At 45.4% G+C, this 17,979-nt stretch carries 20 protein-coding genes; 3 read left to right on the forward strand and 17 right to left on the reverse strand.

What is annotated here, in order from left to right:
* Window positions 1-30: 30 nt before the first annotated feature.
* From ACEW9I_RS07515 to ACEW9I_RS07565, 11 genes are all read right to left on the reverse strand, one after another.
* Window positions 31-633, reverse strand: a complete 603-nt coding sequence (locus ACEW9I_RS07515; protein WP_373539732.1) for a hypothetical protein — start codon at window positions 631-633, stop codon at window positions 31-33.
* A gap of 97 nt (window positions 634-730) precedes the next feature.
* On the reverse strand, window positions 731-1,213 hold the full coding sequence (locus ACEW9I_RS07520) for a DUF1419 domain-containing protein (RefSeq protein ID WP_373539733.1): 483 nt from the start codon (window positions 1,211-1,213) through the stop codon (window positions 731-733).
* 84 nt (window positions 1,214-1,297) lie between these two features.
* Complete coding sequence (locus ACEW9I_RS07525; protein ID WP_373539734.1) at window positions 1,298-1,669, reverse strand: hypothetical protein; 372 nt, start codon at window positions 1,667-1,669, stop codon at window positions 1,298-1,300.
* A 100-nt stretch (window positions 1,670-1,769) separates the two neighbouring features.
* Window positions 1,770-2,072, reverse strand: coding sequence for a single-stranded DNA-binding protein (locus ACEW9I_RS07530; RefSeq protein WP_373539735.1), 303 nt, complete (start codon window positions 2,070-2,072; stop codon window positions 1,770-1,772).
* A 272-nt stretch (window positions 2,073-2,344) separates the two neighbouring features.
* The gene (locus ACEW9I_RS07535) at window positions 2,345-2,821 is read right to left on the reverse strand and encodes a hypothetical protein (protein WP_373539736.1); all 477 of its coding nucleotides are present in this window, start codon (window positions 2,819-2,821) and stop codon (window positions 2,345-2,347) included.
* Between the two features lie 41 nt (window positions 2,822-2,862).
* Window positions 2,863-3,267, reverse strand: coding sequence for a hypothetical protein (locus tag ACEW9I_RS07540; protein ID WP_373539737.1), 405 nt, complete (start codon window positions 3,265-3,267; stop codon window positions 2,863-2,865).
* Between the two features lie 72 nt (window positions 3,268-3,339).
* Complete coding sequence (locus ACEW9I_RS07545) at window positions 3,340-4,182, reverse strand: DUF5895 domain-containing protein (protein WP_373539738.1); 843 nt, start codon at window positions 4,180-4,182, stop codon at window positions 3,340-3,342.
* A 109-nt stretch (window positions 4,183-4,291) separates the two neighbouring features.
* Window positions 4,292-4,414, reverse strand: coding sequence for a hypothetical protein (locus tag ACEW9I_RS07550; protein ID WP_373539739.1), 123 nt, complete (start codon window positions 4,412-4,414; stop codon window positions 4,292-4,294).
* Between the two features lie 134 nt (window positions 4,415-4,548).
* Complete coding sequence (locus ACEW9I_RS07555) at window positions 4,549-5,034, reverse strand: hypothetical protein (RefSeq protein WP_373539740.1); 486 nt, start codon at window positions 5,032-5,034, stop codon at window positions 4,549-4,551.
* A gap of 65 nt (window positions 5,035-5,099) precedes the next feature.
* Entirely contained in the window at window positions 5,100-5,489 is a 390-nt protein-coding gene (locus tag ACEW9I_RS07560; RefSeq protein WP_373539741.1) for a DUF6876 family protein, read from the reverse strand.
* A 36-nt stretch (window positions 5,490-5,525) separates the two neighbouring features.
* Window positions 5,526-5,669: a hypothetical protein gene (locus tag ACEW9I_RS07565; RefSeq protein ID WP_373539742.1), complete on the reverse strand. Its 144-nt coding sequence runs from the start codon at window positions 5,667-5,669 to the stop codon at window positions 5,526-5,528.
* A gap of 228 nt (window positions 5,670-5,897) precedes the next feature.
* On the opposite strand from ACEW9I_RS07565, the gene ACEW9I_RS07570 reads away from it, so the two are divergent.
* Window positions 5,898-6,206 carry a hypothetical protein gene (locus tag ACEW9I_RS07570; protein WP_373539743.1) on the forward strand — a complete coding sequence of 103 codons (309 nt, stop codon included), beginning with the start codon at window positions 5,898-5,900 and terminating at the stop codon, window positions 6,204-6,206.
* Between the two features lie 17 nt (window positions 6,207-6,223).
* Here ACEW9I_RS07570 and ACEW9I_RS07575 read toward each other — a convergent pair whose 3' ends face one another.
* Together ACEW9I_RS07575 and ACEW9I_RS07580 are read right to left on the reverse strand one after the other, a co-directional pair.
* Entirely contained in the window at window positions 6,224-10,381 is a 4,158-nt protein-coding gene (locus tag ACEW9I_RS07575) for a hypothetical protein (RefSeq protein WP_373539744.1), read from the reverse strand.
* Between the two features lie 11 nt (window positions 10,382-10,392).
* On the reverse strand, window positions 10,393-10,728 hold the full coding sequence (locus ACEW9I_RS07580) for a hypothetical protein (RefSeq protein ID WP_373539745.1): 336 nt from the start codon (window positions 10,726-10,728) through the stop codon (window positions 10,393-10,395).
* 370 nt (window positions 10,729-11,098) lie between these two features.
* Here ACEW9I_RS07580 and ACEW9I_RS07585 point away from each other — a divergent pair, with 370 nt between their 5' ends.
* Both ACEW9I_RS07585 and ACEW9I_RS07590 read left to right on the forward strand, forming a co-directional pair.
* Complete coding sequence (locus ACEW9I_RS07585) at window positions 11,099-11,371, forward strand: hypothetical protein (RefSeq protein ID WP_373539746.1); 273 nt, start codon at window positions 11,099-11,101, stop codon at window positions 11,369-11,371.
* Between the two features lie 222 nt (window positions 11,372-11,593).
* Window positions 11,594-14,614 carry a trypsin-like peptidase domain-containing protein gene (locus ACEW9I_RS07590; protein ID WP_373539747.1) on the forward strand — a complete coding sequence of 1,007 codons (3,021 nt, stop codon included), beginning with the start codon at window positions 11,594-11,596 and terminating at the stop codon, window positions 14,612-14,614.
* Window positions 14,615-14,838: 224 nt separating this feature from the next.
* Here the strand turns inward: ACEW9I_RS07590 and ACEW9I_RS07595 are convergent, their stop codons facing one another.
* From ACEW9I_RS07595 to ACEW9I_RS07610, 4 genes are all read right to left on the reverse strand, one after another.
* Window positions 14,839-15,120, reverse strand: coding sequence for a type II toxin-antitoxin system YafQ family toxin (locus ACEW9I_RS07595; protein WP_373539775.1), 282 nt, complete (start codon window positions 15,118-15,120; stop codon window positions 14,839-14,841).
* Window positions 15,101-15,331, reverse strand: coding sequence for a hypothetical protein (locus ACEW9I_RS07600; RefSeq protein ID WP_373539748.1), 231 nt, complete (start codon window positions 15,329-15,331; stop codon window positions 15,101-15,103). The genes ACEW9I_RS07595 and ACEW9I_RS07600 overlap by 20 nt, the downstream gene beginning before the upstream one ends.
* A gap of 306 nt (window positions 15,332-15,637) precedes the next feature.
* Complete coding sequence (locus tag ACEW9I_RS07605) at window positions 15,638-16,552, reverse strand: DUF4351 domain-containing protein (RefSeq protein ID WP_373539749.1); 915 nt, start codon at window positions 16,550-16,552, stop codon at window positions 15,638-15,640.
* Between the two features lie 132 nt (window positions 16,553-16,684).
* Window positions 16,685-17,818, reverse strand: a complete 1,134-nt coding sequence (locus ACEW9I_RS07610) for a S1C family serine protease (protein WP_373539750.1) — start codon at window positions 17,816-17,818, stop codon at window positions 16,685-16,687.
* Between the last annotated feature and the right edge of the window lie 161 nt (window positions 17,819-17,979).

The raw sequence follows: 17,979 nt of genomic DNA on the forward strand, positions 1-17,979 counted from the left end.
GATTAAAGTTTGTATTAACCTATGTTTATACTAGATAAAAAAAGAGAGTCGCTGTTGTTGTTGTTTAATATAAAATATTTGTATGAGATAACCGAGTTCGCCATTCGACAGCACGAATCCCGCTTGAACTGGGTCGCCAACCGAGATAGCAGCTTCAATGTTGGTGTTAATAACTTTCAAGTACATTTTCTCTTCGGTAACGTTGCAGCTCGCGATCCGAATGCCATCACCCATTTCAGCCAGCTCAGGCATTACCATCGCTAGAATCTCGTGGTTGTCTACGATCCGATAACGATTGCTCAGGAACGCTCGTACCTGACCCCGCAAAGTACGGATAAGAGAGGTTTCACCTTGCTTTTCGCGTAACCAATGATTAACATTGGCGGACAACAGATTGGGACTTTGGGCGCGCATCCGATCGTAATAGGGCTTTGGAACCGACAAGCGGCTCGCCATCTGCGCGTGAGCATAGTCGGTAGCGGGCATGATTTCACCACCATTGTTGGTTTCGAGATGAAAGTTGCCATTGCCGAGCATACTCAAACTTTGGGTTGGAGCGTGGAAGTCGCGCTTGGACTCTTGTTGAGCGGTGAGTTCTTCGGCGAGTTGGACGAGAGTAAGACCAGTCTTCATGATATTGTCCTCAAGAATAGTTATGGATGGATACGAGAAAGCCGCCAAATCTATCTGGATTTGGCGGCAAGATAAGTGAACTTCCAAATAACTGCGGCTATGCCGCGTCTCGATTGCTGTCGCAGACGGCAAGCCGTTCGAGCGATAAATCTACGTTGATTAACTCCAAAAGTTCTTTACCTAAATCATCAGGAGAGCGTGTAGCATCCCGCAAAGCCGTCCAGTATTTGCCATTTGTGCAAGCATACATTTGGTATAGTGTCCCAGTCGTAGCTTCACCGACAAAGAAAGTTGAGAAGCCTTTAATTTCCCGATACTTGAGCGGTGGCAGAATGTTTAGCATTTCGTCATAATCTGCTTCAGTGCATTCGATCCACTCGCCTTGGAGTTTGAGTTCGTGCGGTTTAATCCAGTTGTGGTAAAAATCATCCCATTCCAGGGCAAGAAGGTTGCCACCGTGAGCTGCGTTGTATTCATCCCAATTTAATTGGGTGTAAGCGATCTTGCCAGTGTTGGTGTCGATCGTGGTCAGGCAGGTGCCATCGAAATTATCTGGGTTGAAGATGTATCGTGCGGACATTTTTTGACCTCAAGAGTAGTTATAGATATGAGAAAGCCGCCAAATTCATCTGGATTTGGCGGCAAGGGTTCGAGCGGCGCGATATCAAGCAGCAATTGGAATCTTCGCCGCCTTCTTACTTCGAGAGGTCGTCGAGGTTTTGCGCTTGGATTTAGCTGTAGCATCACCAGAGAGAGCGACTGGCTTGACTGGGGCTGCGCTGCTGGAAGTTGCTACAGGTAGAGAGACGACGGCGATGACACTCGCGATCGAGATGCCAACAGTGCCAGCATCGCGACCGAGCCGAAACTTACCGCTGACGACGAGATTGGCGGAGGGTAAGAATAGTCGCTGGTTGACTTCACTTGCGTCAACTGCAAATAGCACTTTAATATCGCTATCGATCGCAGTACCAACGATCTTGTCTTCGTTAACTTCAGCGGTCAGGATGATGAGATTTGCAGTAGCAAAGTTCATGAAAATTCTCCAAAGATAGGGTGAGTGATGGAATGGAAATCGAAGCAAATCGGACACAGCCCAGAGGTTTGGATCTGTGTCTGCAATCCGGCATGTGAACCTAGTACGCGATGGGTGAGTCGCACAATTGCAAATCTGAAACAGCAACCACAGGCTTAAAGGGCGTGAAAGCACCATCCGGTAATTGTTCAAAGGTCAGCTCGCCAGTGACGGCGATCGTGTCGCCTTTACGGATGATTTGGGCAGCATCGACTAGATCTGTGCCCACGAACTGAATCGCAAACCAATCCTTACCATCGCTAGTCGGCACCGCTAGGGCAGCTTCGAGGACTGGTAAACCATCTGTGGTTTGGGGTAAAGATTGAAGAGCGCGACCGATCGAGCCAGAAATCATAACTTGCATGAGCCAAAATCCTCCAAAAGATGAGTGAGTTGAAGCAATACTGCTTTAACTCAGATTCGGCTTTGCCGATGGTCTGCGCTGTCACTCCAATAGCACATCAGCTAGAGTGACAATTTTGGTTGGAATCGGACAATGTTCGATCGTGCAAATGAATTTAAAATCACCAATATTAGCTCTGAATTTTCTGAAATTGGGTTGGTTCATAATGGAAATTGAGTCTAGAAAAAGCCCCCAAACCTTAAATGGTTTGGGGGAAGTTGCGAGGTAAAACATCAAAGTCTGGCAATTACTTCGATCGCATCTTCTCGCTCCACAAGAAAACCCGTACCAGTTCTCCCCCACAGAGGCAGTCCTTTCCAGGTAACAACCGATTCGTCTTGGCAGTCGAGTTTGTTGTAAAGCCAGTCAGAAACCAGCCAGACTTCCATCACCTCGAGACGTTCGGGGATGATGTTATTTGCCTGGGCGCAATCTTCCCAAGCCTGTCGAGCGGTGGAGGATACGTGGTGCGATTCATTGTTGAGATCTGCGGCTTTGAGATCGGGTTTTAAAAATACTTCGATCGAAATGGCTTCCCACCAGAAATATTTATCATTTGCGATGTCAAGATCGACGTGAAATTCTCTGCCTTCTACGCTCATGCAAGCATTCTCGTAATCGAATCGCGGGGGCAAGATGTCCGCTATTTCATCATTACTTAAATTGACTTGGCGGATTAGATGCTTTTGGATTAGTTCTTTGGCGTTCATATTTCCTCTAAACTGGATTGTTTTAGAAAGTTGGCGAGCGATTAGAGATCTATCTTTAATTGTTTGGCAGTACAATTGATGCCAAATTGCTCGTTAAGCCAACGATTGGCACTTGTCAGAGAGCGAATAATTTCAATCCAAGCATCTCGATCTCGATCGCTAATTCCATGCAGGTCGTAATATTCATTAAGAAATTTGCCAGCATTAATAATCGATGTATTAGCATCGAAGGCGATGCCTTCCAGCTTTTTACTAACGGCAAACTTAGTAGCACTATGGCTCCGCTTCCAGAAAATAGAGTGCCAAATTTTCCACCGAGCTTCCAACAAACTGTAAGCGATGGTCATTTCTAAACCTGCCAGAATTAATAACTGGTTATTTTGATAGTCGGGAAATCTTTCTAACCGCTGTAAACTCGAACCGACTCCGGCTGTGGCTGAATACATAAATAACTCCAATTAATGAAAATACCTGCGAACTCTAGGGAAGTTCGTAGGTAAGGTCGAAGAAACAGATGGCTAGAACGGGATGTTTTCGTCCTGACTGTCATCCACAGCAGGGGTGTGGACGACTGGCTCGATCGCTGGAGCGATCTGAGCGATGGGCTTGGCAGCGGCAAAAACTGCTGGCTCGACGGGAATAGCTAGCAATTGCAAAGTGCGATCGGCAAGTTCGTCATTGCGACCGAGAAAGAAGTCTGTCCAGTTATCGATCGTGGGCTTGGTATGACTGGCAACCTTGCAGGCAAAAGCTTTCTGACCGTTACCTGCCAGCTCGCGCACGACCTCGAACTGAAACACGCACAGGGCATTAAATTCCAGCGTCTTCGGACGTGCCGAGATCCCGTTACTTTGGGCGTGGCACATAGTTATCTCCAGGAGAAACTGCTGATAGTGCGTTGCAAAAGTGGCTTGCGTAGAACCTTTAGCGATGTACTGCAAAGGGATCTCGTGCAGGGGATAATTATCGAGATCGAGCAATAGCACTTCAAAGATCTGGATATTGGTAACACCAGATTGACCTTTGAAGTCGCGATAATTACCAAGCAATTCCAGCTCCGAGTTGCCATTTTCGGCTTTGACAGTTCGAGCCGCGAGTAGCCCTGACTTGGGGACTACCAGCATCCGAGGCTGACGGAATATTAAGCCTCGCTCGACTGCCCCGCTGGAGAAGGTATAACTGTCCAATGTTTTGGGCACATTTAACCAGCTCGCTTTTGCCATCTGGTCGAGACTGAGAAAGAACCCGCACTCACTTGGATTTTCGCCCCGCAACGATTGAATGAATGGCAGCTTGGCATCGGGATTGCAATATTCGGGTGAGGCAAAGCGATCTCGGACGGGTTGAGAATTTGTCATCATAAAAACTCCTAAAGAGAATGAATCGGTCGGATAGATACGGCTCTGCCGAAACCACACAAAACAGCTCGCAAATCGAGGGATCTGTGAGCAGGATAGAGAGTCGATAATTTTAGGCAAAAAACTCGTAGTAGACCTCAATAATTGCTTCACTAGCTGAAAATTGACGGGATTCAAACTCACCAGAACGCAAACAAATGAAGTGGTGGTAGGCAGAAATTAGACGAGCGAACATATTGGTTTCTCCTGGCTTTCTAAAGAGCGAACGAACGACTTAACGCTCATCTAAATTCGGCTTTGCCGATGACTTTCTCAAGATCGATCGGAAAAAGCTGGCAGTTCCAAGTAATTACTCGGAAGTGCCAAAAACTAGAAGTAATCGGGGACGAGAGATTGATCGATGACGATCTCATTAGGGACTCGATACAAGTAGTCGGGATGAATTAAATGCAGTGCCAACCAATAAGGATCTGGCGATCGCGTACCAACTAGCCGTTCGCAATAATAGACATCGGCATCGCGGCGCAGATAACCGATGCGTAGGTGTTGATGACAGACTTCGATTGCGAGATCTCCATCGGCTCCTGGCTCATCATCATGGACATCAAGCCAGTTGAGATTGAGATGAATGCGATCGCACACCCACTCAGGCTCTAGTCCGTGTAAGTCTGGGAGCGGTAACGGCTGGAAGTATCGTTCTGGATGGTTCGTCACAGCATCGAGACATTCAGCAGTTGCCGGAAATCGACCGCGAACGACTTTGGATAGGTTATTGCCACAGCAAAATCGGTCTTCGTACAGCGGTCGCGCCATCGGGCATTCACAACAAGTTTGAGGAGTAGGTAGTGCTATCATGAGATTTGTTTTTATTGAGATGTTTGAGTGCGAAGTAGCTGCCTCGCACTCAAGGTTTATTGAAATCAGTACTCGGACATCAGACACATAAAGACACAATCGCGAATCTCGACATAGATATCGAGTTTGCTCAGTGGAAAATCGGTGTAGTCAATCTCTTGGGTGATGCGGATATTGCCGTTGCCATCGTCGCAAATCAATTTAGCTTGCTGGGTTTCGAGATCGACAGATAGCTTCCAGAATTGGCACTCATCAGCCAATTTGAATTCGTGGGTCTGGTAACTGGCAATTGCATCGATAAGCCAGCAACAGCCATTTTGTTGCAGAAAGCGAATGCCATCCGTATATTCGACACGCCCCACGACGAGTGCTTGGTAGGAGTATGAATTTCCTGAGCCGTTAAAGAGGGAGAGTTCGTGTTGAAATTCGCAGGTATTTAAAGAACTAGAAGTCATAATTTATTTGGATTTTAAGAACTGGATAATTAGCGATTAGTACTGTGGGTCGGAATGATAATAGTCTTGGCGATCGTTATGAGATGACTCGCAAATTTCGAGCATTAATTCCTCAACCAGTTGCAAGTATTCTGGGGATTCGAGCGGCTGTTCGGTGAGTAAATCGGCTTCGATGTGCATAATTGCTCCAAATAAATAACTGAAGTAGCGCAAAATCGTTCGCGCTGCTTCAGTTAAATGCGGCTATGCCGCCCAATAAATTAGTTAACTCCTCTGGCGATCGGGGAGGTTCGAGCGTTAACAAACCTCGTTGGCGTAGCCGCACTGTGAGGTAATCGCCCGCTCTCAGGGACTTGGGAAGCGAAGTCCGAGAGGATCGACTTAAAAAAAGCGGGAACTCAGACGATCGTGTTAGACAAACTCGTAATTTTATCGTCGGTATCGTCAGTTGAGGGTCTGCCTTCGCTAGAAACTAGTCAGGGTAACGCTCTTAGGGCTGACGATATTGCCGACGATATTTCAATTGCTGACGATAAAGCTGAAAATATTGTCAGCCATCGAACGGCAGAACACGAGCGGGTTTCGAGATTTGCTGACGATACTGAAAATAAAAATTCCCGCTCGACCTCTTCGGATCGTCTGCGTCGATTTAAAATTGGAGATTTAGTCAGGTATAGCGGACAAAGTGACAATCTTCAGCAATCTATTTATGAGTGAAGTGTCACATCGATCGATTACCTCCGGTAGGCTTCGCCAACGATATTTTCAATTGGCGATCGGTCTACTACGAGAGAATTCTTTGCTCTGTTAACGGGTACGATTACAGTTGGTTCTCGATCTGTCAATCTAGATGGAGTTGCAGTTATTTCTCGTTCGGGCACGGGAATTTCTACAGCCCAATGAGAAAAATCATCCGGTGCCCGATCGTCATCGGGGTAAATGTCATTAAGCAGTACTCCCAAGCTCTTTATCTCCGACATCTTCGCAATGTCTCCAGCCGACTCGGAAGCTTGATAGAGCTGCCGCAGCTCTCCTGCTGTTGGCAAGTAGCGTCGCTCTGATGAAGATGCTGGATCGACCCGCTCCAGTGGTGTAGATTGCTGCGGTAGTGGGATGAGTTCACCCCGATCGATCCTGGCGACGGGGTGATGGTCGATGAGGGATCGAACTTGAATCTCAAGAATTTTCTCGTTCGAGCCACGCGATAACGTTCCTTTGAGTAGATGAGTGCCACTGTTGAGCTTGGCTTTAGACTCTTTATTGATTAACTCTCGACCTAGCACCCCGATCGTTATGCGCCGTCCCCCAGAGCCAAGATAATCGACTGAAATATCTTGGCCCCGACGGTCGAATGCGAATTTACCTGCGAAGTCTTCGATCTGAATCTTGCTAATAGCGGGGGCAGGATTGACGACGAATTCTCCTAGCTCGGTACGGATGTGAATTTTCGGATCGAGAGGTTGAACGATTTTAGCAGCTACCACCGTGCCAGGGGTAAGCAGTGGTGAATCCCCGTAAGTACTCAAGCCCAAGTCGATCGTGCGGCCATCTGGGGAGATTGCGCTAACGTGCAGGTCGCGCTCGAACCTAATTGCCAGCTCCGCCCCATCTCGTAACTCTAGTGCGGCTGCCGTAGGACGATTGAGCGCGATCGGCGGTACTTTAGCTAAGTGTTGGCTAATTTCGTTAGCAAAGATTTTGGTAGCCATGCCCATCCCTGCGCTGGAATGCCATGCAGCGGACGCAAACTCCATCCGTTTGTCGTTGGGAATCGAGCTTTCCAGCTCGCTCAGTACTTTGTCTGCACTGGCAAATACCGCATCGACATCGTTGTCTAGAGCGTAGGGCGGATGAAAATCTAGCGTCGATTTTGATATGGATAAATATTTCGTACTGCCGATTTCTTTAATTGGAAATTTATCAAGTTGATTGGCTCTGGCTGACTCTGGTGATACCCTACCAATTAAGACTTGCTTCGATTCATCCGTGACTAAATAAACGCCATAATATTCTCGACCATCATTTTCCCGTTCGCGTAGCGTTCCCTTTGGGAAATCGCGGTAAATCTCAAACTTTGCATTACTTTCACCATCACCCAAATCCCAAATTGGTGAATCACCAGCAACATCAGCATCGCACAACCGCTGAACCACCAGACTCTTGCCGCTACAGGACATGATCGTCAAGGTCGGCTGCTGGTCTTGGGGTAACTCCCGATACAATCGCTCTCTAATCTCCCCGATCGCCTTAGTACAGTTACGATATCGCCGCGCAAAGTCGTCTACAACTGCTTTTTGACCATCATTATGGGTAATCGGCACCAGCGAACGAAACCTCTTGTTTAAATCATCTGACTCGATCTCCTGTAATTCATGCTGGTTCTGCTGCTGCCCACCATTGTAAAATCGATTTGCAGTCTCCACCGCCCAGCCGATCGGTTCTTGAGTATTGGTGGGGAGGTCGCGGCTGAGATAGATATCGGGTTTTTTAACGTTCTGGCGAAGCTGATGAGACTTGTATTGAAGGCGTTCGCCAAATTCGTGAATCTCTTCGTCGATGCCAACGCTACTTTTGGCTGTATCGACGGCAGTTTGCAGATTTTTGGCAACCGCACTGTCACAATAGTTTTTGATAAGTCGATTGATGTTACCTAAATTCTGCTCGGCAAATGCCAGTCGCTCCGCTGCTGGTAATCGATCGAGTTGTTTGCTCGCCTGGACGATATTCTCGACCTTCTGTGCTAGCTGCATCGGCGGCAGACCACGCTCCACCAGATACTCATCGCTGGGAATCTCCTCGATCAAAATCTCACTGTAAGCAGCCCCAATTTGCTTGAGTAAACCGATCTTTCGCTGCGGTTCGATATAAACTGTCTCGGATGCGAGGGATTGTAGGATTATCGACTGGTTGGCAACTTTTCCAGTTGGGTTGTTAGCGGTAATATCCCAAGATCGCCAAATAGCTTGAGTTAACGACTCGCCCTCATGCCAAGGGTGGTGTGCTTTCTTGGCTTTGGCGATCGGTAAGGGCTTACAATCGAGCGCATTAGCTTCGATAAATTCCTTGACTGCCAGCGGGAATTTACCCCCTTCTAAATTTGGCTGAAGGATTATTTGGGCGAGAACTTCTCTACCCACTTCATATCGCTCGCTTCCTGTGAGGGGTAAATGGCTCAGTCGCTCTCGGAGTTGACTGGGGAGATTGTCATTTGCTAAGTAGCCGACGAAGAAGCCATTACGATCGCCATCGAAGTCAGTAATGGCAATGTGTTTTGCTGTCCAGGGATTCAAGTAGACCACGCCCTGTTTGGCAAACGCTTCACGGTCGCGATCTCGCAGTACTTCTAAATTATTGATAGCAATTGCCGCCGCACCGACATTGGGAAATGGCGATCGATAGTACGCAACGATCGCACCGTGCGGTAGGTCGCGATTGCAGATCTCCCACGGCTCTAATTTACTATGGTGTTGGGCGATCGCCGCAGGGACGATGATCCCACTAGTAGCTACATCTAACCTGTCGCGTCTGAGCGATTTGTTGAGCTGGCGGCTGATGTTTGGGAGTTGATTGAGCTGTCCGTAATGGTCGGCTTTCAGAAGTGCGGCAAGTGTCGATCGATTGTTGCGCGGTTCGTCATCTTCCACACCATCAATGCCTTCGGGTGTATCGATCATTAGCTCGCGCTCGCGTCTTGCTTCTTCTTTGGCTACGAATTTATCTGCTACTTGCCAATTATCGATCGCAACGTCGGCTAGCTCGGCGGCTTTGGCTGCCATCATGGGATTGAGTTCGTTGAGGGTGGCATTGGGGATCGTGCCTTTGACTTGGGCACCCACCGATTGATTGGAGTATTCAGCTTTAATCTTCCGGTTTACCCATAAAAAGCTGTCTAGTTCGATAATTCCTGGCTCTTTGAGTCTGCCGTCGTCGCCCTTAATGTCGTTGGTTGAGACGATCGCATCTACTCCTAAACGTTCGCACCAGGAGCTAGTAGCTACCGTCCCTTTGGCAATTCCAGGTAAATCCGGCGTGGCGGCACGAAATTGGAGTACGGCACTGCGAGCTAGCCTGTCAATCTTTTTCTCGATCGTTTGGGCGGTTTGCAGGTCAACATAATAGTTAGAGATTCTGCCCGTATGCTGATATTCTTCGAGCAGTTGTCCGGCTAAGTCTGGGTCGTAACGATCTCCAAATGCTGTGTCGTTGGCGGAGCCTCTCCTTTGGAGAATCCACTCTCCTAAATCCCCCAACTCGTCATCGGCAATATCTTCACTGTGCTGCAAGCCGCGATCTATAGCGAGTAGCACCTCCTTATCTAACAACAGTCCGCGCAAGAGTTTGGTCGATGCCAACATCGTCCCGTCGCCCATCTTGTCGTAAAGGTGAGCTAATTCTTTGGCTGGTACTTTCCGTCCTTCGCGGTCTATGAGTGGAACTGCACCACTCGACCTTTGCTCGTCATCGATAATTAAGATCTTTGAATTGCCTGATTTTGTCTGTGTGGTTGACTTACCATCGCTGACAACCAGCGAGCCATAGGCAACTGCATTGTGGGCACTGCGTTTGCCATCTGCATAAATCGATCGGATGTTGCGGCTCTTGTCCCCTTTAGCAATCAGATTGGCAGTCGTCCGATCTGTAAAGTACCCAGATTTGCCACTGGTGCAAATTAGATATTTCCCTTGAACTTCCAATCGTATCCGATCTGAGTCATTTACTCCGTTGTAGAAGTTAGCTACATGCAATCTCTGCGGCTCGATCCGATGCGTTTGGAGCCACTTTTCTAAGTAACAATTCTCCACCAATTTTACCCTTGGCATTCGATTGCCTTCTGGTGCAAAATCGGTGAGGTCTTTACCAGTCTTTAAATCGAATTCTTGAAACTGGAGCATGAGGATAGTTTCTAGAAGTGGATGATATCTTCTTCTACATCAGGTACAGTTTTAATGAACGTCGCAGGAAAACCAAGTGGTTCTCTCGGATTGTTGTTGCTGATCGTATAGTAGGACTCAGGAATATCGTCGATGTCGATGCCGTCAGCGAGCATATCGCCTAAATCGTCATAGTCTTCAGAGCGATAAGAACGCTCGTATGCCCATCCTTCCATGTCAACCTTAGCCATTAGTTTCTCATCCTCAATATTTTGGGCTTCTTCTTCCTCGGTGTAGGTGCGCGGCGGGGGTGGGATGATGTCGCCTTCTTTATAGAAAATCTCTTCGATCAAATTTATTTTAACCACGATCTATTCCTAGTCTAAGATTGCTGCTCTTAGGATAGCAAACTTTTTCTTGGTTTCATTTGCAACTCCCGCTAGCTGATGACGTTGCCAAGATGGGGCAGGTTAAAAACTTAGTCACTCTGCTCAACGAAGTTTACCCCGATGGGTCGAGAGCACCTGATGATTTCTCTCATCGAGCGGCGATGTAGACAGTTATAGATCTCTAGAATCGATCGCTAAAACAAGCTGAGAAAGCGGATTTAACCGATCGAGCGAGAATTTCGACAAATTAATTGAGGATTTAGTGCATTATTTTCTCACACCTGCCCGAACTAGAAAACAGCAAGGGAAAACAAATCATTCCCACTTACAACTAACAATAAAACGATCGATGATTAACTCAAACAAACTCGGCTCGAAAGTCAATAATTCCATCAAATTGATGACCCGCTTATCAGCTTTGGCTCTGGTAGCTCTAGTCTCGATCTCGCTGGTGGGCTGCGATGATGGCTCGTCATCGAGTTCTTCTACTTCAGACGATGAAACAGCAGCGCAAATTGAGCCTCGGTACCAAGAGCCTCAAACTGAGCCTGCTCCTGCCCCTACAACTGCACCGATTTCTCCCTTTTATGGCGATCGTCATGGTCAGGCGATCGGGCATTAATCTGTAGTCTCTGTAACTGCTGCGAACAGCTCCCCAACTTCTTGGAGAAGTTGGGGAGCTAGCATTAAATTCGCTCGAATTTGATGCTAGAAACTGGATGTTCGATCGCCAAATTCGATCCACCACAGACGAGCAAATATTTACTACAAACGAGATTAAATTCGATCGTCAGCATTAATATAGGGATAAGTTATCGAGATCGGACTCTCACCTGAATAATTTATGAAACCGCATCTGTTCTCAACTTCCATTCTGATTACTTTGCTACTGCCGCTCACCCTGGCAATCCGATCGGATGCCGAGCAAAATCGAGGCGATCTCCCACCGATTACTACTACCCGCCTCGCTCAATCAGATCCGCTCAACGATAGCCCTACACCTCAACAGGTTCAAACCGCCGCTCAACAAATCACCGTCCGCGTCACTTCGGCGCAGAATGGCGGCTCTGGGGTGCTTGTCGCTCAAAAAGGCTCTACCTATCTCGTCCTCACCAATAGACACGTCACTGGGCGGGATACTCAGTTTCAGATCCAAACCCGCGACGGACAAAAACACGCGGCGCGACTGGTGCCCAATACTGGAATTAACCCCAAATACGATCTGGCGTTGCTCCAGTTTACTAGCAGTAAACAATATCAGCTTGCAAAATTCAAATATAGCCAGGAGGAAGGTGGTGGTAGTGTTACCCCTCTAGATCCCACCAGAGCGATTTATAGTGCGGGATTTCCCTTTGACTCGGAACGACTCCGGTTCAGCAATGGCAAGGTTTCCCAACTCTCGGATGTCCCGCTGGAAGATGGTACCCAAATCGGCTATACGATCGATCGTGGCGAAAAGGAACTCCGTCAGGGGATGAGTGGGGGGCCGATTATCGATGCTGGGGGCTTAGTTATCGGCATCAATACTGTCGGTTCAAATCCGCTGTTACCGAGTTATACCTACTTTGACGGTAGCAAACCCACCGCCCAAAGAGCGGTGCAATATCAACAGGCAAATTGGGGGATACCGATCTATAATTTCCTGACTCAACTCGATGCGAATATCCTCTATAACTATGACAATTTCCCGAAGGTACAGCGGCAAGTGACACCGACGGGATATATGGCAAAACTCAACCGCGAAACTCGTCAACAGACGGTGAGAATCGAAACTGCAAATGCGGGCAATGGTTCGGGGGTAATTGTAGCGAAGCAGGGGGATACTTATTATGTGCTGACAGCGAAGCACGTTTTGGAAACTCCAGCGACGGATAAAGAACCAAAGCAACTGCATACGGGGATTAAGGTTATTACTCACGAGCAGGAGATTTATGACATTGAGCCGAGTAATATTAGGTTGGCTGAGGGGTTGGATTTAGCAGTAGTTAAGTTTACTAGTAAGGTTGATTATCCTGTGGCTAAATTAGGAAACTATAGTCCAAATGATAGAGCAACAATATTTGCGGCAGGATATCCAGGACGAGATAAAATTGATAGTCCACTGTGGCAATGGCAACTTAATCCTGGAAAGGTTGCGGATAAAAAATGGGGAGAATTTCTAGCTCAGGATATTCAATCGTTCTCGAATGGTTACGACCTGATCTATACCACTATCAGTTATGGAGGTATGAGTGGTGGCGCAATATTTGATACTGATGGCAGAGTAATTGGGATACATGGTAGAGCAGAGCAAATTAATAATGCACTTTTAGGCAACAGCTTAGGTATATCAATCAAAACTTTTATCGGAGTAAGCGATCGATTACAAGTTCCCAATCAGTTTAAAATTAGTACTAACCCATCAGTAAACTTAAATCGAGCGGATCTAGCAACAGTTATCGCTGTCAGGGATAATATTGCCAAGCCCCAAGATGATAGTAATGGCGAACAATGGCTACAGTATGGCAATCAACTATATAGGATTGATAAATATTCTGATGCAGTATTAGCGTTCGAGCAAGCAATTAATAGAGGTCAGCAATATAAATTGGCAGGGACTTATGGTAAGGCATCAGCCTTGTTCGGAAATAAAGATTATTATCAAGCTTTAGCGGCAATTTCTGGAGCAATATCATTCATAGGAGCAAGCGAAAAAAAAGAATATTACTATTTATGGAAGTATCAAAGTGTTGTTTTTAGAGAATTAGGCAAGTATGATTCTGCACTGAAATCAATTAATGTAGCTATTAAATTAGAACCAAGCGATTTAAGATTACTCAATGAAAAGGCAGTACTATTTGGAATGAGAAAACAATCTCTAGAAGCAATCGCTATTTATGATTTGATTAGTAGCAAGCAACCAGAAGCATATGCTTACTATGGCAGAGGTCATTTCAAATACTTATTGGGTCAAAGAGAAGCGGCAATCGCTGACTTCGATCGAGCTATTTCACTTAATCCTAGCTACACTGAAGCTTACAGTCATCGGGGTGTCGCAAAATATGATTTAGAGAAATATAAGGAAGCAATTGCTGATTACAATCGGGCGATATCGATTAATTCTAATTATGCAGAGGCTTACGTTAATAGAGGGAATTTAAAAGTAGCATTAGGACAAATAAAAGAAGCAGTTACTGATTACGATCGCGCTGTTTCACTCAATCCTAATTTTACTTATGCTTATTACAATCGTGCCTTTTTGAAGTATCGGTTAAATCAAAACAAAGAAGCGATTGCTGATTACGATCGAGCTATTTCACTCATTTCTAATACGATCAATCCTAATACAATCAATCCTAATCTTGCCAGTGCTTACAACAATCGCGCTGCTCCAAAATCAGATCTAGGTCAAAAGAAAGAAGCAATCGCTGATTATAATAAAGCGTTATCTATTAATCCTAGATTAGTGACAGCTTATATAGGAAGGAGTAATAATAAATTTGAGTTGGGTAACAATTTAGCCGCATTAATAGATATAGAGCGAGCGATTATAATTAGTCCTAATAATGCTATTGCTTTCAATAATCGCGCATTCCTTAAAGTTATCATGGGAAAAGAGAGAGAAGCAGTGCCGGATCTCGAACGATCCATCTCCCTTGATGCTAACCAGAGTGAAAGTTACGCTTGTCGAGGATTCATCAAAGAGATGTTTGGAAACAAACAGGGGGCAATGGTTGACTACAAACAAGCTTTAAAAATAAATCCAAAACTAATTGAAGATTGGAAGAAACAGGCTAGTTTTTTGAAAAAGTATAATCAGGAATCTTATCAAAAATATCAGCAATTAATTGAAAAACTAGAAGCAGCTACTAAACATACCTCATAAATATCGAGTCAGTTTGTATTATCGAGCGACTATTCAACAGTCGATCTAGTTCTAGATTCGAGCTGATTGGATTGTATCTTGATATTGATCGTTCTACCAAATCGGATAGATCGAGCGGCTAAAAATTATCATATCGATCGCTACCGAACGAATACTCTACTCGATCGAACAGATAGTGATAAAATCTAGATCGAAAACTTGTTTGAGTTCGCAATCTTGTTCTGTCAATAGACATCATCGTGAGTACCGACATTAATTAGTAGAATAAATACTTCTAACACTTCCTCGCTTTCGGAGAATTCAAAAATAATTCGACAATCATAAGTAACAGAACAAGACCATAAACCATCTAAATTACCAGTTAACTTATGAGATTTTAAAGATGGGGTAAAAGGATCGTTTGCCAACAGTATTAATATCTCAGTAATTCGCTCCTTTAATTGGGGATTTTTCTTAGTTATCTTCTTAAAAGATCGTGTAAAGCCACTACTCCAGAGAACTTGCATCATCATCTCCTAGTAGTTCGGCAATCAGATCCCGAACATCTCCCTTCTTAGCTGTTCCATCAGCAATCGCCTGTTTTAACTCTTGACGACTAGCCAAAATTTCTGCCTCTCGATCTGCAATTTTTTGGTGGTGGATTAATTCATATAAACGATCGCGGTCTTCTATCGATAAAGTCTCAATCGCTGCTACTACCTCTTGAAAAGTCATCATTTCATTACCTCATTGATATTAGCAATTGCCAATCGATCGGTTGTAAACCATTCTGACTTTTCCCGTTATCTTTTCGATCGAGAGATCGCTTGATATACACCTATCCCAAACACTTATTTTCTCGTAATGTGTTGTCAATAATCTACGCTTGTTGACAACACGTAATTGGCTAAAACCTTTGCTATTTGGTGGATTAGAGACTTAACGTGAAAAGTCAGGTAAACCATTGAGTTAGATCCTCGATCGAATATTTTGTCAAATTAGATCGATCGGGTGATTAGTTCGATAGTGGCGATAACTGCATATTTAAGTATCCAACCATCGTTCTAAATCGATCGCACCTGTAAAATCTAACAAAGCCTCACCCAAAGCTTCCAACCGCGCCAACGGTAAAGCCTTAATCTGCACCTGGACTGCTGGTGAAATATCTCCCACCCGCTTCTTCAATAGTCGCAGCACGAGTTCAGATTCACCCTCCTGACGACCCTCCTGACGACCGCGTTCTTCACCGACCAATTCCGCTGCTTGAATCTTTTCTAAATATAGTGGCGATAACTGCATAATTAACTCCTGCTCCTCTGGTTCGATAGTGGCTCTAGCTTCCAAGATAACTTTGAGATTTCCCAACAAATCTAAGGCATTCTGGCGGTAAGGATCGTCCGCTGGTAATGCTGCAACTTCAGCAATCGCGCGTTCTTGCACCCTCCCCTTACCCATTAGTCTAAACCATATAGTTGCTGGTGTCTTTGGTAACTGGTGGATGACAATTATCCCCGTCTTCAAGGCTGGAGCTAGTAAATATACGCCCTCGCCCCAAGTTTCGAGATCTAATTTGGCTCCCAAACTCTCTAGCAGTTCTGCTGAGAGAGTGGGTGTCAAAATCCATAACATCGGTAACTTATCGTCCTCTAATTCGGGGCGATCTTGCCGTTTGGCTTCGCGGATCAGATGGCTGTGCAAATCGAACAATTTGGACATACAAGCCCGAATCTGGGGCACCTTGACCGAACTGCGATAAGGTTCAAACACTGCCGCAGTAATGGCACACTGACTGAGTAGTCCCAAATCTGACGCGGGGGGTAAATTGGGATCGGGGGTAAAGAACACATCCATTTCGCGGACTTCTCCGCTAATTTTGAGGGACGTTTGGACTTGCCCTAATGGGGATAGTAAAGATTCCAGAAAGTCTTTGGCGAACTGGTCGTGAGGGAATCGGGTCATGTAAGAATTAAATTGCTGTGACTATTTTAATCGATCGCCAGCATCACAATCACCACGATCCGGCTCCTACTTGATCGCCAAAGATCGATACGATGTAAATATTAAGTATGATGCTCCCCGATCGATAATTATTTATGGATTTGGATTTGCGCCAAGCCGTACTACAATCGCTACTGTTTGGCGATCGCGATGTACTTGCAATGGTAACTCTGCACCAACCTGTGATTTTCCAATATCGGCAGAGATCTCATTAGATTCAGTCACAGCCTTACCATCAATTGCCACAATCACATCACCTGGTTTGATACCAGCCGTAGCAGCAGGAGAATTTTCAACTACCTTAGTTACTAGAACACCTTCATTAATATCGATATTAATACCAGCAGTTTTAGGATCTGCCTCGATTTTCTGGCGTAGTTCTGATGTCAGATTTACCATCTCCACTCCTAAGAAAGGACGTTGTACTTGCTGTTGGGTTGGAGCTTCACCAGATGTAGAAGGTAAAGTTGATGTGCGTGGGGTTGGCACGGGGATTTCCTCCGGTTGGGGAGTAGTTTGGTCGGGGGTAGGGGTAATAGTTGTCCCAACAGAGCCTGAATCGGCAGTATTATCGATCTTTTTAATAATTTGTCGTCCTTCGTCAAGGGCTGTTTGCACCTCTTGATTCAAAGATTCAGCTTGAGCGATAAATCCATCGACTTCTTTGATATATGACGGGATCATCTCCGTTCCCGCCTTATTTTGAAGGTATCCCAGGATATCTCTATACTTCTGAATTGATGTTTTCAGTTTTGTAGAAACTCCTTGAGCGATGGAGATTCTCTCCTCAAATGCCTGTTTCTTGACGCTAATATCGTTTGACATCTTGGCTTTTAACTCAGGTGTCGTATTTGCATCTGCATTAGTTTTGAGCAGAGAGAATAGTTCACCCGCTTCTGTCTCTGTTTTATTGAGCGTATCGGTTAGTTTATTGTGTTTTGTCGATAAATCTAAGTGTTGTGACTCCATTGTCTCAATAGTACTATTAGAGAAATTTTCACTGCGGAGATATCCACCTAGATCTTGATACGAAGTATTAACAGATTTAGAAGTTTCAATTGATATTTGCTTGGCAAGCTCTAGTAAGCCAATCAGTACATCAGCCCTCTGACTTATTCTTGCAATAGTTACAACAGGAGCCGTACAGCTTACCATAATGACAAGTGAGAGTGATAAACAAAAGAAGGAGGCGATCGTTCTTTGACGTTTTGCGGTGAATTCAAACATACTTAAATTAATTGATAATTGAGAATTGATAATTGAGAATTGATAATTGATTGTTTAAATGGGGATTTAGTTGGTACATTTTCATGGACGGGTTTCCCATCCATGAAAATGTACCAAGCGGAGCCATCGCTCCTGCTCTTTATTAAAAAGTGATTGATGGA

Source organism: Chamaesiphon sp., from assembly GCF_041738855.1.
Lineage (GTDB): Bacteria > Cyanobacteriota > Cyanobacteriia > Cyanobacteriales > Chamaesiphonaceae > Chamaesiphon.

Coding starts and splice junctions, on each gene's coding strand:
- ACEW9I_RS07515 (WP_373539732.1), bottom strand. CDS start 633: ATGAAGACTGGTCTTACTCTCGTCCAACTCGCCGAAGAACTCACCGCT.
- ACEW9I_RS07520 (WP_373539733.1), bottom strand. CDS start 1,213: ATGTCCGCACGATACATCTTCAACCCAGATAATTTCGATGGCACCTGC.
- ACEW9I_RS07525 (WP_373539734.1), bottom strand. CDS start 1,669: ATGAACTTTGCTACTGCAAATCTCATCATCCTGACCGCTGAAGTTAAC.
- ACEW9I_RS07530 (WP_373539735.1), bottom strand. CDS start 2,072: ATGCAAGTTATGATTTCTGGCTCGATCGGTCGCGCTCTTCAATCTTTA.
- ACEW9I_RS07535 (WP_373539736.1), bottom strand. CDS start 2,821: ATGAACGCCAAAGAACTAATCCAAAAGCATCTAATCCGCCAAGTCAAT.
- ACEW9I_RS07540 (WP_373539737.1), bottom strand. CDS start 3,267: ATGTATTCAGCCACAGCCGGAGTCGGTTCGAGTTTACAGCGGTTAGAA.
- ACEW9I_RS07545 (WP_373539738.1), bottom strand. CDS start 4,182: ATGATGACAAATTCTCAACCCGTCCGAGATCGCTTTGCCTCACCCGAA.
- ACEW9I_RS07550 (WP_373539739.1), bottom strand. CDS start 4,414: ATGTTCGCTCGTCTAATTTCTGCCTACCACCACTTCATTTGTTTGCGT.
- ACEW9I_RS07555 (WP_373539740.1), bottom strand. CDS start 5,034: ATGATAGCACTACCTACTCCTCAAACTTGTTGTGAATGCCCGATGGCG.
- ACEW9I_RS07560 (WP_373539741.1), bottom strand. CDS start 5,489: ATGACTTCTAGTTCTTTAAATACCTGCGAATTTCAACACGAACTCTCC.
- ACEW9I_RS07565 (WP_373539742.1), bottom strand. CDS start 5,669: ATGCACATCGAAGCCGATTTACTCACCGAACAGCCGCTCGAATCCCCA.
- ACEW9I_RS07575 (WP_373539744.1), bottom strand. CDS start 10,381: ATGCTCCAGTTTCAAGAATTCGATTTAAAGACTGGTAAAGACCTCACC.
- ACEW9I_RS07585 (WP_373539746.1), top strand. CDS start 11,099: ATGATTAACTCAAACAAACTCGGCTCGAAAGTCAATAATTCCATCAAA.
- ACEW9I_RS07590 (WP_373539747.1), top strand. CDS start 11,594: ATGAAACCGCATCTGTTCTCAACTTCCATTCTGATTACTTTGCTACTG.
- ACEW9I_RS07595 (WP_373539775.1), bottom strand. CDS start 15,120: ATGCAAGTTCTCTGGAGTAGTGGCTTTACACGATCTTTTAAGAAGATA.
- ACEW9I_RS07600 (WP_373539748.1), bottom strand. CDS start 15,331: ATGATGACTTTTCAAGAGGTAGTAGCAGCGATTGAGACTTTATCGATA.
- ACEW9I_RS07605 (WP_373539749.1), bottom strand. CDS start 16,552: ATGACCCGATTCCCTCACGACCAGTTCGCCAAAGACTTTCTGGAATCT.
- ACEW9I_RS07610 (WP_373539750.1), bottom strand. CDS start 17,818: ATGTTTGAATTCACCGCAAAACGTCAAAGAACGATCGCCTCCTTCTTT.